We start from the raw sequence: 15,728 nt of genomic DNA, 5'->3' as shown, positions 1-15,728 counted from the left end.
CTTAGATCGGAATGGTGATGAAGACCACGCGCAAGCAGACACTGGGCGTTTGCTATTATCCCGAACACTGGCCGCAGGAGCGCTGGACCGACGACGCCCGGATGATGGCGGAGGCCGGCATAACGCATGTTCGCATCGGTGAATTCGCCTGGAGCAGGCTGGAACCCGATCCCGGCCGGACCGACTTCGAGTGGCTGGACCGGGCTTTCGAAACCTTGCACGCGAACGGCCTGAACGTCGTGCTCGGCACGCCGACGGCCACCCCGCCCAAATGGCTGGTCGATTCGATGCCCGACATGCTGGCTGTCGGCCGCGACGGGAAGACCCGCGGCTTCGGCTCACGCCGCCATTATTGCTTCAGCCATCAGGGATATCGCCGCGAATGCGCCCGCATCGTGACCCTGCTGGCGAAGCGGTATGGCCGCCATCCCGCGCTCGCCGCATGGCAGACCGACAACGAGTATGGCTGCCACGACACGGTCGAAAGCTATTCCGCCGCCGCTCTGTCCGGCTTTCGTGACTGGCTCGGCCAGAAATACCAGTCGCCAGACGCCCTCAACCGGGCCTGGGGCAACGTTTTCTGGTCGATGGAATACCGCTCGTTCGAAGAGGTCGAACTGCCGAATCTCGCGGTGACCGAAGTCAATCCGGCTCATGCGATGGACTTCCAGCGCTATTCGTCGGATCAGGTCATCGCCTTCAACCGCATCCAGACCGAGATCATCCGGGAACACTCGCCCGAAATCCCGATCGCGCACAATTTCATGGGCCGTTTCGTGGCGTTCGACCACTATGATGTCAGCGCCGATCTCGATATCGCGTCATGGGACGCTTATCCCATCGGATTTCTCGATCGCGACACGAAGGACGAGGACAACAAGCAACGCTATCTCGGCGTCGGTGATCCCGACAACCAGGCGCTTCACCACGATCTCTACCGGGCGTGCGGCCAGGTCCGCAACGGCGAGGCGGATGGCCGTTGGTGGGTGATGGAACAGCAGCCGGGACCGGTCAACTGGGCGCCGTGGAACCCCGCGCCGTCTCCAGGCGCCGTACGCCTTTGGGCTTGGGAGGCTTTTGCTGCCGGGGCCGAAGTCGTCAGTTATTTCAGATGGCGCCAGCCCTCTTTCGCGCAGGAGCAGATGCACGAGGCACTGCTGCTGCCTGACGGAGAGCCCAACGAAGCGTATTCCGTTTGCAAGCAGGTCGCCGGGGAGCTTGACGCGATTGGCGCGGTCGCCGATCCCGCTCGCTCGGACGTGGCTCTGGTGTTCGATTACGAAAGCGCATGGGCATGGGCGATCCAGCCACAGGGCCGCGATTTCGACTATTTCGATCTCGTATTGCGTTTCTATCGCGCCCTGCGCCAGCACGGCGTCTCGGTTGATGTCGTGCCGCCGTCAGGCGAGGCGGTGACGGGGCGCAAGCTGGTGATCGTGCCGGGGCTTTTTTCGGCGCCCGGCGAGGTGCTTGAGGCGCTCGCCGACAGTGACGCAGCGATTCTGCTCGGCCCCCGAACCGGCTCGAAGAACGACGACTTCCGGATCGCCGAGGGCCTGCCGCCAGGCCCGTTCCGGAAGTTGATCGATATGAAGATTCGACGGGTCGAGAGCCTGCCGCCTTTTGTCGATGTGCCGCTGGCGGAGGGTGGCCGGTTCAACGGCTGGCGCGAATTCGTCATGCCCGGGGAGGGTGTCAAGGCCGTGCGGATGTCTAAGGACGGCTACGCGGCGCATCTGACGAACGGGAGGATTCACTACCTTGCCGGAAGGCCTGATGAGGAGACGGCAAAGGCGGTCGTCGGCGAACTGCTCCGGCAGGCCGGGGTCGAGGCGCTCGATTTGCACCGCGACATACGCGTTCGCGACAATGGCGGTGTTCGATACGTCTTCAATTACGGACCCGACAGCGTCGATGTCTCCGGTATCGCCGGGGAGGGTGAAATCCTGTTCGGTGAAACTGTGCTCGCCCCGCGCGCTGTTCTGGCCTTCCGGCGGCGGTAATTCACTCCCCTTGAGCAAAGCTGGGTACGGACTCCCGGATGTCTTGCATATCGATTGCTCATCGCTATCGTCGTTTTCGAGCGGAGGAGAATTGCGATGATCGCAAGCTTGCGTGCGGCGCATGCGTTGTTGGGGCGCATCAATGAAGTTGTCCTCGCTCTTGGCCGGAATATCGCCTGGGTCCTGATGGCGCTGATGGTCTTCATCATCCTGCTTCAGGTTTTTTACCGCTACGTGCTCAACAGCGCGCTGCCCTGGCCGGAAGAAGCCGCGCTCGCCCTGATGATCTGGATGATGGGGCTGATCGCCCCGTCCGCCTACCGGTGGGGCGGATTTGTCTCCATAGACATGCTGTCGGAACAACTGCCGAAATGGCCCCGCTTCGTACTGACGCTCTTTCTCGTCATTACCGCCACCGTCGTCATCGTGTTCCTGCTTCAACAGGCATGGATTCACTTCTCCAGCCCGATCCTGTTCAACTCGTCCGGTCTCAACCGGATGCTGCAGGACAGCGGCATCAACGCGCTTCTGGGAACGCGGCTCGAGTTCCGCGCGGCCTACATCTATTTCGGCATGGTCACCTGCTTCGCCATGATGCTCAGCGTCAACATTGAAGTCCTGCTGCGCAACCTTGGCCAGACGCTCGGCAGCCCGGACGACTTTCCCGCCCCCCAGATACCTGAATTCTTCGGCGCCGAGTAAGATCGGATGCTCGCGCTCTTTCTGCCGATTTTTCTCGTTTTCCTGTTGATCGGCATGCCGGTGTTCTTCGCCATGCTGGCGGCGCCCGGTCTGATCCTGTTCTCCAATGACATGAGCCGCGATCTCGCGCTGATGTACCGCAACATCTATTCGGGCATCTTCTCCTTCCCGCTGCTGGCCATCCCGTTCTTCATGCTGGCGGGCGAACTGATGAACCGGGGCGGAATTACCCTGCGTCTCGTCGAATTCAGCCAGACATTGATCGGCCATGTGCGCGGCGGTCTCGCGCAGGTGAACATCCTTTCCTCGATGCTGTTCGCGGGGCTGTCGGGCTCGGCCGTCGCAGATACCTCGGCGCTCGGGTCGATGCTCATTCCCGCCATGGAGAAAAACGGTTACAAGCGCCGTTATGCAGCCGCCGTCACCGCGGCCTCGTCGGTCATCGGCCCGATCATCCCGCCCTCCGGCATCATGATCATCTATGCCTACGTGATGGAGGTCTCAGTGGCCGCCCTGTTTGCGGCCGGCATCGTTCCCGGAATCCTCGTCGGCCTTTCGCTGATGGGCATCGTCAATTTTCAGGCGCGTAAGGAAGGCTTTCCACCGGCCTCCGAGCGCGCCACATGGAAGCAGACCGGTCAGGCGTCCGTCCGCGCCTTTCTGCCCCTGCTGACACCGATCATCATCCTCGGCGGCATTCTCGGCGGCGTCTTCACGCCGACCGAGGCATCGGCCGTCGCCGCGTTCTACGCCCTGGTGATCGGTCTCTTCGTCCTCGGCACGCTGAAATGGCGGGACTTGCCCGGTGTCTTCACCAAGGCCTCGCTCACCTCTGCGGTCGTCCTGCTGCTTGTCGGCGCGGCGATGGCGTTCAAGACGGTGGTCAGCCTCAGCCACGTCGCCGAGAACATGGCGGAATGGATCGTCACGCTGACCAGCAATCCGCTGATCCTCCTGTTCATGATCAATCTGCTGCTGTTCGTGGTCGGCATGTTTCTGGATGCCGGGCCGGCGATCATCATCCTCGGCCCGATTCTCGGCCCGATCTTCGTCAGCCTCGGCGTCGACCCGGTCCATTTCGCCATGATCATGAGCGTCAACCTGACGGTCGGGCTTATCACGCCGCCGATGGGGCTGGTGCTGTTCGTCGCCTCCAGCGTCTCCGGGGACCGCGTAGAGACCATCGCGCGCTCCATCTTGCCGTTCCTGGCCGTGGAAATCGTGGTCATCTTCCTCATCACCTACGTGCCTGCAGTATCCCTCACCATTCCGCGCCTGCTCGGGCTCGTGAACTGACGGCTGCGCTTGCCGCGTCCCGCGCGATTGAATAACCAGTGTCCATGCTCACTCTTGCGATCGACACTGCGGCGAATTTCTGCTCGGCTTGTCTGTACGACACGGCGACGCGCAGCGTTCTTTCCAGCGAGGAACGCGACATCGGGCGCGGACATGCGGAACAATTGATGGATGTCGTGAGCACGGCCATGCGGGAATCCGGCAGGGAATTCGCCGATCTCGGGCAAGTCGCGGTATCGGTCGGTCCGGGCTCCTTCACGGGCATCCGCGTGGGCGTCGCCGCCGCGCGCGGCTTCGCGCTGGCTCTCGGCATTCCCGCCGTCGGTGTCACCACGCTCGAGGCGATAGCCGATGGTGCGCTGTCAGCCTCCGGGAACAAGGCGGTGACGGTGGCGATTGGGGGGGGCCGGGGGCAGGTCTTCATGCAGTCCTTCGGCAAGGACGGCGTTGCGCTGACCGAGCCGGAAGCATTCGATGAGACCGAAGCCGGCAAGGCGGTGCCGCAACAGATAGGCCTCCTCGCAGGCAACGCGGCAGCCGACTTGGGAAAGCGGCTTGCAAGGCCCGTCGAGATCTCGCCGATTGGCGGCGCCACCGGTGCGATTGAGGCCTTCGCCAGGCTCTGCGGGAATTCCGGACGTGCTCCGGTGCCTCTTTATCTCCGTGGCGCGGACGCAAAGCCGCAGGACGCCTTCGCCCTGCCCCGCGCCGAAGGCGGGCCGGTCGGAGCGGGCCGGTGATGCGGCTCCTCGATCGGATTTGGCCGCTCGACGTCGTGATCGATCCGATGACGCCCGACCATGCCCACCGCATGTCGGAACTGCACCGGCTGACATTCTCCCGTCCCTGGACGGATGGCGAGTTTTCCGATCTTCTCGCCCAGAAGACGGTATTCGGCTTCGTTGCGCGCGAGTTGCGGCGGGGAAAGGCCCAGGTCCTGGGGTTCGTCCTCGTCCGCGAGGCTGCCGGCGAAGCCGAAATCCTGACGATCACGGTCGCTCCCGAATGGCAGGGCCGGGGGCTTGGCCGAAAGCTTATGGATTCTGTTCTGGCGAAGGCGCATGGTGAGCGCATCGAGGCTATCTTTCTGGAGGTGGACGAGACCAACCAACCGGCTCTGTCGCTCTATCGTAAACTCGGATTCTTTCAGGTTGGCGGCCGGCCTGACTATTATCGCGACAGGCTGGGGCGCGCCTCTGCCGCGCTTGTCATGCGCCGCGATCTTGGCTAGGTCCGATGCACTTTCTTCAAGCGATGACGGAATCGGGACGTGAGCGCGGACTCTGAAAAGACTTTGGAGGAGCTGTGCGTCGAGCGCGGCATGCGGATGACCGAGCAGCGCCGCGTGATCGCGAACGTGCTGCAGGAGGCCCAGGATCATCCCGACGTGGAGGAGCTGTACCGCCGCGCCTCCTCCGTCGACCCCAATATCTCGATCTCGACGGTCTATCGCACGGTGAAACTGTTCGAGGATCTCGCAATTATCGAGAAGCACGAATTCCGCGACGGTCGTGCGCGCTACGAGCCGATTTCCGACGAGCATCACGACCATCTGATTGACGTGAAATCCGGTCAGGTCATCGAGTTCCGCAACGCGCGGATTGAGGCCTTGCAGGAGGAGATCGCCCGCGAACTAGGCTACCGCATCGTCGATCATCGCCTCGAACTCTATGCCGTCCCGCTGGACGAGAAGGACAAGCAGGCGTGAACGGGCGCGCCCGGCTGGCGCTGATCCTGGGACTTGTCGTGCCGCTGACGGGCATCCTGCTTCCCCTTCAACTCATGGCAATCCGCAAATCCGGGCGGTTGCGCAGGCGGCTCCCGCAGACATGGCACCGCATCGTTGCGCGGCTCATGGGCCTGCATTTGCGCATCCATGGCGAACCGGCCGGCACCGGCGACGATGGTGTGCTGATCGTCTGCAACCACGTTTCATGGCTGGACATCGTGGCGCTCGGCGCGGCCGCGCCGGTGTCGTTCGTCGCCAAGGAGGAAGTTTCCGGGTGGCCAGGCATATCGCTCCTGGCGCGTCTTCAGGAAACGGTTTTCGTGGACCGGGAGCGGCGGCGAACAGCCGGGACACAGGCGACGCGGATCCGTGAACGCCTCGCGAAGGGTGATGCGGTGGTCCTGTTTCCCGAAGGCACGACGTCGGACGGCAACTTTCTCCTGCCCTTCAAGTCGGCGCTTTTCGGGGCGGCTGGCATGCAGGCCGGCGAAACCGATTTTCCGGTCCTCGTTCAGCCCGTAGCGATCGCCTACACCCACCTCCACGGAATGCCGATGGGCCGATTCGACAGGCCGGTTGCCGCCTGGCCGGGCGATATCGAACTAGGTCCGCATCTGAAGGGCGTTATCGAGAAAGGCGCCATCGACGCGACGATCATCTTCGGCGAGCCCTTCCCGGCGTCGACCTTTGCCGGCCGAAAGGCACTGGCCGCGCATTGTGAGCAGGCGGTGCGCGAACTGGTTTCCCTGGCGTTGCGCGGGCGAACGGCGCTTCTCAGCGGCAGCGAAAAGCGTTAAGAGCCCCCGCATGAGTGAAAATACCGAAATGTTGATGCCCGAATCCGGGGTGAACGGCAACACGCGCAAGGTCTTTGTCAAGACTTATGGCTGCCAGATGAACGTCTATGACAGCCAGCGCATGGCCGATGCGCTCGGATCGGGCGGGTATGTCGAAACGAAGTCGCCCGACGACGCTGACATGGTGCTCCTCAACACCTGCCATATCCGCGAGAAGGCGGCGGAGAAAATTTATTCGGAGCTGGGACGTCTCCGCAAGCTGCGGGCGGTCCGCAGGGAAACCGGCCGGGATCTGCTGATCGGAGTCGCCGGATGCGTGGCACAGGCCGAAGGCGAGGAAATCATCCGCCGCGAGCCCGCCGTCGACTTCGTGATCGGCCCGCAGACCTATCACCGGCTTCCGCAGGTCGTCTCGCAAGCGCGCTCCGGCGCCAAGGTGGTCGAGACCGACTATTCCGTCGAGGACAAGTTCGAGCATCTCCCCGCACCTGACAGGAGGCAGGTGCGCGACCGCGGCGTGACGGCCTTTCTTACCGTGCAGGAAGGCTGCGACAAGTTCTGCACCTTTTGTGTGGTGCCTTACACCCGCGGCGCGGAAGTCTCCCGCCCGGTCTCCCAGATCATGAGCGAGGCGAGAAACCTTGTTGGCGCCGGCGTCCGGGAGATCACGCTGCTTGGTCAGAACGTCAATGCCTGGCACGGTGAGGGCCCGGACGGGGCCGAGTGGGGCCTTGGTCGCCTTCTTCATGCGCTTGCCGGGATCGACGGCCTCGCTCGGCTCCGATACGTCACCAGCCATCCACGCGACATGGATGACGCCTTGATCGAGGCGCATCGGGATATCGAATGCCTGATGCCGTATCTCCACTTGCCCGTCCAGGCGGGGTCGGATCGCATCCTTAAGGCGATGAACCGGAAACATACCGCTGACGAATACCGTCGCCTGATCGATCGCATCCGCGAGGCCCGGCCGGACATCGCCCTTTCGGGCGATTTCATCGTCGGCTTCCCGGGCGAGACTGATGCCGACTTCGAGGACACGATGGATCTCGTCGGCGACGTCGGTTACGCACAGGCCTTTTCGTTCAAATATTCGCCCCGTCCGGGCACTCCCGGGGCCGATCTTGCCGATCACGTTGCCGACGATGTGAAGAGCGAGCGGCTGCAGCGGCTTCAGGCGCTGCTGGCGACGCAGCAGACGGCGTTCATGAAGGGTCTGGAAAATCGCATCGTTCCGGTGCTTCTGGAGAAGCCCGGGCGCGAGTTGGGTCAGCTGATTGGCCGTTCGCCATGGCTTCAGCCCGTAGTTTGTGATGAAACTGTCGGAAAAATCGGCGACATTGTTTCGGTGCGAATCAGCAAGGCGTCCGCCAACAGCCTTCTTGCGGATGCCGTTAACAGGGAAGTGGAAAGACGGGCTTGAACGCAAAGGCCAACGTGACTCCGGTCACCTCCGGCGCCTCCGACCTGGCGCATATCGTTCTCAGCTTTGACAACAACGAACACGCCCGTGCCCTTTACGGACAGTTCGACCAGAATCTGGCGCTGATCGAACAGCGTCTCGGCGTCGACGTGCGCTCGAAGGGAAACCAGGTCTCCATTCGCGGCGAGCCGGTGGCGACCGAACAGGCGCGCCGCGCTCTCGATTATCTCTATGATCGCCTGACCGCTGGCGGGATCGACCTCGAAGCCAGTGATGTCGACGGCGCCTTGCGGATGGCGATGGCGGCCGACGATCAGCTTTCTCTGCCGACGCTGAGCGCGCCAGCCAAGCTTGCGGCGGCGCAGATATCGACACGCAAGAAGTCGGTTTTTGCCCGGACGCCCAATCAGGACGCCTACATCCGTGCACTGGATCGCGCCGAACTGGTGTTCGGCATCGGCCCGGCCGGAACCGGCAAGACCTATCTCGCCGTCGCCCACGCGGCGATGATGCTGGAGCGGGGACTGGTCGAACGCATCATATTATCGCGCCCGGCGGTGGAGGCGGGCGAGCGGCTTGGCTTCCTGCCCGGCGACATGAAGGAGAAGGTCGATCCCTATCTGCGTCCTCTTTACGATTCGCTTTACGACATGATTCCCGCCGACAAGGTCGAACGGGGTCTGGCCGCCGGCGTGATCGAGATCGCGCCGCTTGCTTTTATGCGTGGCCGTACCTTGTCGAATGCGGCGGTGATCCTCGACGAGGCGCAGAACACCACGACCATGCAAATGAAGATGTTTCTTACCCGTTTGGGCGAGAACTCACGCATGATGGTCACGGGCGATCCGTCGCAGATCGACCTTCCGCTGGGAGCGAAGTCGGGCCTGGTGGAGGCGCTCGGTGTCCTGAAGGATGTCGACGGCATCGTCACGGTCCGCTTCAACGAAGGGGATGTCGTTCGCCATCCGCTCGTCGCGAAGATCGTTTCGGCCTACGATCAGCGGACGTGAGCGATGCCGATTGCCATCGACGTCGCGATGGAAGCAGGGGACTGGCCTTCGGAAGACACGCTGCGGGCGCTTGCGCGCAGCGCGGTCGACGCCGCAATCGCGAGGCTTGGCCCTGCCGCTATCGACAGCGAGTTGAGCATTCTTTTCACCGATGACGCAGCGATGACGACCCTGAACGGGGCGTGGCGCGGCAAGGACAGATCGACAAACGTGCTTTCTTTTCCGGTCGTCGGGATCGCTCCGGGAGACGATCCGGGACCGTTATTGGGCGATATCGTGCTGGCCGCTGAAACCGTGTTTTCCGAAGCGGCCCTTGAAGGCAGGTCGGTCGAGGACCACCTGCGGCATCTGATTGTGCACGGATTTCTTCATCTTTTGGGCTATGATCACGAAAATGACACCGACGCCGAGGAGATGGAAGCCGCGGAAACCGCAATTCTTGCTGACATGGGCGTTTCCGACCCCTATTCTGATGGCGACTGAGACATTCGAACACCCATGACACGAGAAGACAACGCTCCCGCCACGACGAAAGAACAGGGTGGCGAAGACACCGATCCACGAAGTCTGAACGGAGAGGTGGCCCGGAGCCGGGTGCAGCCGGGCTTCTTCCAGCGTCTGGCCTACCTATTTCGCCCCCAATCGTCGGCCACCATCCGTGAGAACCTTCAGGACGCGCTTGCGGCCGATGCCGGCGATCAGACCATAACGCCCGGCGAACGGGCGATGCTGCACAATATCCTGCGGTTGCGCGAGGTCCGTGTGGAGGATGTCATGGTCCCGCGGGCCGATGTCGATGCGGTGGACCAGACCACGACTCTGGGCGAATTGCTGAAATTGTTCGAGAGTTCCGGCCACAGCCGGATGCCCGTCTACAATGAGACGCTCGATGATCCGCGCGGCATGGTCCATATCCGCGACGTGGTGGCGGCGATTACCCGGATTGCGTCGGAAAAGAAGCGGGCCCGCCGCAAGAACGCCCCCGCAGCAGCCGGACACAACAGCGGGGCGCAATTCGATCTGGGTAAGGTGGACCTCGACCGCTCGATTGGAGAACTCAAGCTCGCCCGCGACGTGCTGTTCGTGCCGCCATCCATGTTGGCGGCTGATCTCATGGGGCGCATGCAGACGCAGCGTATTCAGATGGCGCTCGTCATCGACGAGTATGGCGGAACCGATGGACTTGTGTCGCTTGAGGACATTGTCGAGATGGTGGTCGGCGACATCGAGGATGAGCACGACGACGATGAAGCCCTGTTCACGGAAAATGAGGACGGTGCGATCATTGCCGACGCCAGGGTGGAACTCGAAGACCTTGCTGCCGCTCTCGGCAACGGTTTTCTGGAGGCGGCGCGCAGCGAAGACGACGACGTCGACACGGTTGGCGGTCTGATCTTCTCGCTGCTCGGGCGTATCCCCGTTCGCGGCGAGATCATCGCCTCGTTCGCTGGCTATGAGATCGAGGTTCTCGAGGCCGATCCACGGCGGATCAAGCGGGTCAAGATATCGCGACCGAAGCGCCGGGCCCCGCGGCGCGAAGCCGCCGAGCGCGAGATGGCGGCTCAGCCTCCTGAAAAATCGGAGCAGGCAAAGGCACGCGCTTCGGCGCCGGCCGAAAACTGACGGTCCGATCTGCGGCCTATTTCAACAGGCATGATTCAAACCGGCGGCGAACTGGTCTAAACCCGGGTCGACGGGGATGATTCGGCAAAAGACCTGATGGAACGCTTGGCCAACCGAATAATGCTGACGGCAGGATGGCCAAGAGCGGGTCTCTCGTTCGCGGCCGGCGCCGTGGCCGTCCTCGGGCAGGCCCCCTTTCATCTGTTCATAGCGTGTTTCATCTCCTTTCCGGTACTTGTCTGGCTGATCGACGGCGCGGTCGCCCGGCCTTCTCCCTCCCGCATCGCGATGGTCCGCCCCGCCTTTTTTACCGGATGGCTCTTCGGCTTCGGTTATTTCACCGCCGGCCTGTGGTGGATCGGCAATGCGCTTTTCGTCGAGGCTGAGGAATTCCTCTGGATGTGGCCGATGGCGGTACTGGGCCTGCCCGCCGTGCTGGCGGTCTTTTACGGCGCGGCCGCCGCGCTGGCGCGCGCGCTTTGGTCCGACGGGCTGGGGCGTATCGCGGCGCTGGCTTTTGCGTTCGGCCTGGCCGAATGGTCGAGAAGTTTCATTCTGACCGGCTTCCCCTGGAACGCGATTGGCTATGCGGCCATGCCCGTTCCCGTGTTGATGCAGCCTGCCGCCGTGATCGGTGTCTTCGGGATGAATGCGCTCGCCGTTTACGTTTTCGCGCTTCCGGCGATGTTTGCGGCCCGGGGACGCAAAATGGTGCTCTCCGCCGTACTCCTGACGGTGCTGATCTCCGCCCAGTTCGGATTCGGTTTTTGGCGCATCGCGCAGGAGAGCGAATCTTCCGATACGACCCTTCGTGTCCGTGTGGTTCAGCCCGCGGTTGACCAGAGCGGCAAATGGGATCCGGAGAAGAGCAACGAAATTTTCGAGGGGCTGCTCGCCTTGACCTCCGAGACGGGCGAAAGCGACGCCCCGCCCGACATCGTGGTCTGGCCCGAGACCTCGGTACCCTTCATCCTCACGCAGCGGCCGGACGCGGTGGCTGCGCTGGCGCAAACCCTTCAGGACGGCCAGATTCTTCTTGCCGGTGCTGTGAGGTTGAGCGAGACGGAAACGCGCGGTGGGCGTCCGGCCTACTTCAACTCCCTCCTCGCGGTGAGTGCCGATGGCGTGATTTTCGACGCCGGGGACAAGAAACACCTGGTCCCCTTCGGCGAATATCTTCCCTTCGGCGAATGGTTGTCCGGGTTCGGGATAAAGGCGGTCGCAGCTGCGGATCGCGGCTATTCCGCAACTCCCCGACGCCGCACTCTGACGCTGCCGAACGGTGCCGTGGCCTTGCCGCTGATCTGCTACGAGGCGATCTTTCCGCACGAACTTTCCGCCGACGGCGATGCGCCGAGCATGATCGTCAACGTCACCAACGATGCCTGGTACGGCGACACCCCGGGTCCCTACCAGCATGCGCACCAGGCCCGCATCCGCGCCGTGGAGAACGGCCTGCCCCTCGTCCGTGCCGCGAACAACGGCGTCTCCGCGCTATACGATCCTCTCGGCCGCCAGCGCGATGCGCTCGGCTATGGCGCGAAAGGCGCGTTCGATGCCGCATTGCCGGCGCCGGTCGCCGAGACCGTGTACCGCCGCCACCGCGAGCTTCCCTTCATGGGGCTTCTCGCCGGTCTTTTCGCCCTCGCGCTTGCCGGGCGTTTTGGCAGAACCGCGCGTTCGCGGCGTGGCGCCGGATAATTGCGCCTTTTGTTTATCCGCCTACCACTTTAATGTCCGGCGCAATGTTCGCTGCGGCGGAAAAGTGCCCCTGCCTGAGCGCGCTGATGCCGCGAGGAAACGCAATGGTCGATAAGAAGAAACCCAATCCGATCGACATCCATGTGGGCAGCCGCATCCGGCTGCGCAGAACGATGCTGGGTATGAGCCAGGAGAAGCTTGGCGAGGCGTTGGGGATCACGTTTCAACAGGTGCAGAAATACGAAAAGGGCGCCAATCGCGTGGGCGCCAGCCGGTTGCAGAATATTGCGGCGATCCTCGGCGTGCCCGTCGCATTTTTCTTCGAGGATGCGCCTGGCGACGGAGCCGACGGGCCGTCCGGCATGCAGGAAAGTGGTTCGGCCTACGTCGTCAACTTCCTGTCCAGTTCCGAAGGACTGCAACTCAACCGGGCCTTCGTAAAGATTTCCAATCAGAAGGTGCGGCGGCGTATCATCGATCTCGTCAAGGCGCTCGCCGACGATGCCGAGGACGGGGGGTAATCGCCCCGTCTCTCCCGGTCTTGAGGGAGACATGCACTTATCCTTATATCTTTAAGCGAATTTCTGATTTATCTTGACCGCGCCGGTGCCGTCTCCTAACGAGAGGCCCACAAGCCGCGGAGGTGCGGCGTCCGAACCTCAGACATCGGGACAGTTTCATGGCGCGACAGGACTACATCTTCACCAGCGAGTCGGTTTCCGAAGGGCACCCCGACAAGGTCTGCGACCGTATCTCCGACGAGATCGTGGACATGATCTATCGGGAAGCGCGCAAGACGGGCATGGATCCGATGAGCGTCCGTGTCGCCTGCGAAACCCTGACGACGACGAACCGGGTCGTGATTGCCGGCGAGGTGCGGGTGCCCGAGACCTTCTTCAAAAAGGACAAGACGGGCAACGTGGTCATGAACGGCGACAACACGCCCGCGATCGCGCCCGGTCGGTTCCGCTCCGCCGCGCGCCGCGCGATCCGCGATATCGGTTACGAACAGAACGGTTTTCACTGGAAAACCTGCAAGATAGACGTGCTGCTGCACGGCCAGTCGTCGCACATTGCCCAAGGGGTCGACAACGCAGCCGACCGCCAGGGAGAAGAAGGTGCGGGCGATCAGGGCATCATGTTCGGTTACGCCTGCCGCGAGACGCCGGAGCTTATGCCGGCCCCGATTTACTACTCGCACAAGATCCTCGAAGTGCTTGCTTCCGCGCGTAAGGCAGGCGAGGGTGACGCCGCACGGTTGGGGCCGGACGCCAAGTCGCAGGTCACGGTACGCTACGAAGGCGGCAAGCCTGCCGAGGTGACGCAGATCGTCCTGTCGACACAGCATATGGACGATAGCTGGGATTCCAGAAAGGTTCGCCGGGTCGTCGAGCCCTACATCCGTGAGGCGCTCGGCGATCTTCCCATCGCCGAGGATTGCAACTGGTACATCAATCCGACAGGCAAGTTCGTCATCGGCGGCCCTGACGGAGACGCCGGTCTGACGGGCCGCAAGATCATCGTCGACACCTATGGCGGGGCGGCCCCGCATGGCGGCGGGGCGTTTTCCGGCAAGGATACGACAAAGGTTGACCGGTCAGCCGCTTATGCCGCGCGCTATCTCGCCAAGAACGTCGTTGCGGCCGGCATCGCGGATCGCTGCACCATCCAGCTGGCCTATGCGATCGGCGTCGCCCAGCCATTGTCTGTCTATGTTGACACGCACGGCACCGGCACGGTGGATGATGCGGTGATCGAGAAGGCCCTTCGCAAGGTGATGGACCTGTCTCCGACGGGCATTCGCCGCCATCTCGACCTGAACAGGCCGATCTATGCCAAGACCGCCGCTTACGGCCATTTCGGACGCAAATCCGGTCGCGACGGGTCGTTTTCGTGGGAAAAGACGAACCTGGCGAAGCCGCTGAAGGCCGCGATTGCCGAAATCTGAGCGGATCGGAACCCCATGCCGGACGATCGGCGGCGCTCCCGCTCGACGGAGGCGTTTTTCGGCCGCCGCCGCGGCAAGGCGCTGAAGCCGCGGCAGGCTGAGCTCCTCGACCGCTATCTTCCCGAGTGGAGGATCGACCTCGCATCGCCGCCGCCGGCGGCGCTGCGGAATGTGTTCGACCACGCGCCGACGCGCATCGTCCTCGAAATCGGGTTCGGCGGCGGCGAGCATTTGCTTCATCGCGCGTTGTCCGATCCGCACGGGGGGTTCATCGGCGTCGAGCCATTCGTCAATTCGATGGCGAAATTTGTCGCCGCGGCTGCTGACGAGGGGCTGACCAATGTTCGGCTCCATGATGACGATGCGACGCAATTGCTCGATTGGCTGCCGGACGCGTCGCTTGACGGCGTCGATCTCCTCTATCCCGATCCCTGGCCGAAGATGCGGCACTGGAAACGCCGCTTCGTCAACGCGGCCAATCTCGACCGGTTCGCGAGAGTGATGAAGCCCGGCGCCGTCTTTCGCTTCGCATCCGACATCGACACCTATGTCAACTGGACGCTCCGGCACATCGAAATTCACCCCGCCTTTGAATGGACCGCACGCAACGCGGCCGACTGGCGCGAGCCATATGACGGATGGCCCGGAACCCGCTACGAGGCGAAGGCACTGCGCGAAGGCCGGACCCCGGCGTATCTGACGTTCGTGCGGCGTTGAGCCGGGCCGTGCCGTCCACCCTCGCTCTTGCATCCCTTCGCTCACGGGCGTATATGGAGATCAAATTCTTGGTCAATTGAACAAGAGTGGGCCCGCAAGGACCCGCTCTTTTTTGTTACCGAAATCAGGGCACGTGCACTTGAACGCAGACAGCCAGCCGGCGCCGATTGAGAACGATGAAGCGCGCATTGTGCGCGAGACGGGCGTTGATGCCCGCGTCGCGGCGATCGTCGAGCCCGTGCTCAACAGTGCCGGCTACAAGCTGGTGCGCGTCCGCCTGTCGGGAATGAACGGCCTGACCCTGCAGATCATGGCCGAGCGCGCCGACGGAACGATGACGGTGGAGGATTGCGAGACGGTCAGCCGCATGCTGTCACCCTTGCTGGATGTCGAGGATCCGATCGACCGTGCGTACCACCTGGAGGTTTCGTCGCCGGGCATCGACAGGCCCCTGGTGAGATTGAGCGATTTTGCCAAATGGCGCGGACATCTTGCGAAGATCGAAACCTCGACGATGGTGGAGGGACGCAAGCGCTTCCGCGGCAAGGTTGTCGATCTGAGCGGCGATGCCGTGACCATCGAGGGCGACAAGGCCACATTCGGAGAATCGCTGGTCGCGACCATTCCGCTTGACGCGATTGCCGACGCGCGGCTGATCCTGACGGACGATTTGATCCGCGACGCGCTGAAGGCCGACAAGGCGGCGCGTCTCGCGCGCGGCCTCGAAACAGAAGATGAAGATGAAGATTAAGATCCCGCATCCGGCAAGGGATGCGGAC

At 62.8% G+C, this 15,728-nt stretch carries 16 protein-coding genes; all 16 read left to right on the top strand.

What is annotated here, in order from left to right; translation table 11 throughout:
* The first annotated feature begins 17 nt into the window (after window positions 1–17).
* The 16 genes from LC298_RS02125 (at window position 18) to rimP (ending at window position 15,700) form a co-directional block, all read left to right on the top strand.
* Window positions 18–2,003, top strand: coding sequence for a beta-galactosidase (locus LC298_RS02125; RefSeq protein WP_131565094.1), 1,986 nt, complete (start codon window positions 18–20; stop codon window positions 2,001–2,003).
* A gap of 96 nt (window positions 2,004–2,099) precedes the next feature.
* Complete coding sequence (locus LC298_RS02120; RefSeq protein ID WP_131565095.1) at window positions 2,100–2,705, top strand: TRAP transporter small permease; 606 nt, start codon at window positions 2,100–2,102, stop codon at window positions 2,703–2,705.
* A 6-nt stretch (window positions 2,706–2,711) separates the two neighbouring features.
* The gene (locus LC298_RS02115; RefSeq protein WP_131565097.1) at window positions 2,712–4,001 is read left to right on the top strand and encodes a TRAP transporter large permease; all 1,290 of its coding nucleotides are present in this window, start codon (window positions 2,712–2,714) and stop codon (window positions 3,999–4,001) included.
* A gap of 44 nt (window positions 4,002–4,045) precedes the next feature.
* The gene (gene tsaB, locus LC298_RS02110) at window positions 4,046–4,741 is read left to right on the top strand and encodes a tRNA (adenosine(37)-N6)-threonylcarbamoyltransferase complex dimerization subunit type 1 TsaB (protein WP_223385541.1); all 696 of its coding nucleotides are present in this window, start codon (window positions 4,046–4,048) and stop codon (window positions 4,739–4,741) included.
* Complete coding sequence (gene rimI, locus LC298_RS02105) at window positions 4,741–5,232, top strand: ribosomal protein S18-alanine N-acetyltransferase (protein WP_131565100.1); 492 nt, start codon at window positions 4,741–4,743, stop codon at window positions 5,230–5,232. Before tsaB ends, rimI begins: the two co-directional genes overlap by 1 nt.
* Before the next feature lie 90 nt (window positions 5,233–5,322).
* Window positions 5,323–5,709, top strand: coding sequence for a Fur family transcriptional regulator (locus LC298_RS02100; RefSeq protein WP_131565865.1), 387 nt, complete (start codon window positions 5,323–5,325; stop codon window positions 5,707–5,709).
* Window positions 5,706–6,527, top strand: a complete 822-nt coding sequence (gene olsA / locus LC298_RS02095) for a lyso-ornithine lipid O-acyltransferase (RefSeq protein ID WP_131565102.1) — start codon at window positions 5,706–5,708, stop codon at window positions 6,525–6,527. Before LC298_RS02100 ends, olsA begins: the two co-directional genes overlap by 4 nt.
* Window positions 6,528–6,537: 10 nt before the next feature.
* Window positions 6,538–7,950, top strand: a complete 1,413-nt coding sequence (gene miaB, locus LC298_RS02090) for a tRNA (N6-isopentenyl adenosine(37)-C2)-methylthiotransferase MiaB (RefSeq protein ID WP_131565104.1) — start codon at window positions 6,538–6,540, stop codon at window positions 7,948–7,950.
* Window positions 7,947–8,960, top strand: coding sequence for a PhoH family protein (locus LC298_RS02085; RefSeq protein ID WP_223385499.1), 1,014 nt, complete (start codon window positions 7,947–7,949; stop codon window positions 8,958–8,960). Before miaB ends, LC298_RS02085 begins: the two co-directional genes overlap by 4 nt.
* Before the next feature lie 3 nt (window positions 8,961–8,963).
* A complete protein-coding gene (gene ybeY / locus LC298_RS02080; protein WP_131565107.1) occupies window positions 8,964–9,443 on the top strand; it encodes an rRNA maturation RNase YbeY in 480 nt (159 codons plus the stop codon).
* Between the two features lie 15 nt (window positions 9,444–9,458).
* Entirely contained in the window at window positions 9,459–10,583 is a 1,125-nt protein-coding gene (locus tag LC298_RS02075) for a hemolysin family protein (RefSeq protein WP_131565109.1), read from the top strand.
* A 96-nt stretch (window positions 10,584–10,679) separates the two neighbouring features.
* Complete coding sequence (gene lnt / locus LC298_RS02070; protein ID WP_131565111.1) at window positions 10,680–12,284, top strand: apolipoprotein N-acyltransferase; 1,605 nt, start codon at window positions 10,680–10,682, stop codon at window positions 12,282–12,284.
* A gap of 104 nt (window positions 12,285–12,388) precedes the next feature.
* Window positions 12,389–12,805 (top strand): helix-turn-helix domain-containing protein, encoded by a 417-nt coding sequence (locus tag LC298_RS02065; RefSeq protein ID WP_131565113.1) that lies wholly within the window; start codon window positions 12,389–12,391, stop codon window positions 12,803–12,805.
* Between the two features lie 158 nt (window positions 12,806–12,963).
* On the top strand, window positions 12,964–14,232 hold the full coding sequence (gene metK, locus LC298_RS02060; RefSeq protein WP_131565115.1) for a methionine adenosyltransferase: 1,269 nt from the start codon (window positions 12,964–12,966) through the stop codon (window positions 14,230–14,232).
* Window positions 14,233–14,247: 15 nt separating this feature from the next.
* Window positions 14,248–14,949 (top strand): tRNA (guanine(46)-N(7))-methyltransferase TrmB, encoded by a 702-nt coding sequence (trmB, locus tag LC298_RS02055; RefSeq protein ID WP_131565117.1) that lies wholly within the window; start codon window positions 14,248–14,250, stop codon window positions 14,947–14,949.
* Between the two features lie 139 nt (window positions 14,950–15,088).
* Window positions 15,089–15,700 (top strand): ribosome maturation factor RimP, encoded by a 612-nt coding sequence (gene rimP / locus LC298_RS02050; protein WP_263288984.1) that lies wholly within the window; start codon window positions 15,089–15,091, stop codon window positions 15,698–15,700.
* Window positions 15,701–15,728: the final 28 nt, after the last annotated feature.

It is taken from the genome of Oricola cellulosilytica (assembly GCF_019966575.1).
In the GTDB taxonomy this organism is placed as follows: Bacteria; Pseudomonadota; Alphaproteobacteria; order Rhizobiales; family Rhizobiaceae; genus Oricola; species Oricola cellulosilytica.
Note: the sequence above shows the minus strand (reverse complement) of the source record. Positions and strands in the feature narration are given on the sequence as shown.

Coding starts and splice junctions, on each gene's coding strand:
- LC298_RS02065 (WP_131565113.1), top strand. CDS start 12,389: ATGGTCGATAAGAAGAAACCCAATCCGATCGACATCCATGTGGGCAGC.
- metK (WP_131565115.1), top strand. CDS start 12,964: ATGGCGCGACAGGACTACATCTTCACCAGCGAGTCGGTTTCCGAAGGG.
- LC298_RS02100 (WP_131565865.1), top strand. CDS start 5,323: ATGCGGATGACCGAGCAGCGCCGCGTGATCGCGAACGTGCTGCAGGAG.
- LC298_RS02115 (WP_131565097.1), top strand. CDS start 2,712: ATGCTCGCGCTCTTTCTGCCGATTTTTCTCGTTTTCCTGTTGATCGGC.
- rimI (WP_131565100.1), top strand. CDS start 4,741: ATGCGGCTCCTCGATCGGATTTGGCCGCTCGACGTCGTGATCGATCCG.
- tsaB (WP_223385541.1), top strand. CDS start 4,046: ATGCTCACTCTTGCGATCGACACTGCGGCGAATTTCTGCTCGGCTTGT.
- LC298_RS02120 (WP_131565095.1), top strand. CDS start 2,100: ATGATCGCAAGCTTGCGTGCGGCGCATGCGTTGTTGGGGCGCATCAAT.
- trmB (WP_131565117.1), top strand. CDS start 14,248: ATGCCGGACGATCGGCGGCGCTCCCGCTCGACGGAGGCGTTTTTCGGC.
- lnt (WP_131565111.1), top strand. CDS start 10,680: ATGGAACGCTTGGCCAACCGAATAATGCTGACGGCAGGATGGCCAAGA.
- miaB (WP_131565104.1), top strand. CDS start 6,538: ATGAGTGAAAATACCGAAATGTTGATGCCCGAATCCGGGGTGAACGGC.
- LC298_RS02125 (WP_131565094.1), top strand. CDS start 18: ATGAAGACCACGCGCAAGCAGACACTGGGCGTTTGCTATTATCCCGAA.
- ybeY (WP_131565107.1), top strand. CDS start 8,964: ATGCCGATTGCCATCGACGTCGCGATGGAAGCAGGGGACTGGCCTTCG.
- LC298_RS02075 (WP_131565109.1), top strand. CDS start 9,459: ATGACACGAGAAGACAACGCTCCCGCCACGACGAAAGAACAGGGTGGC.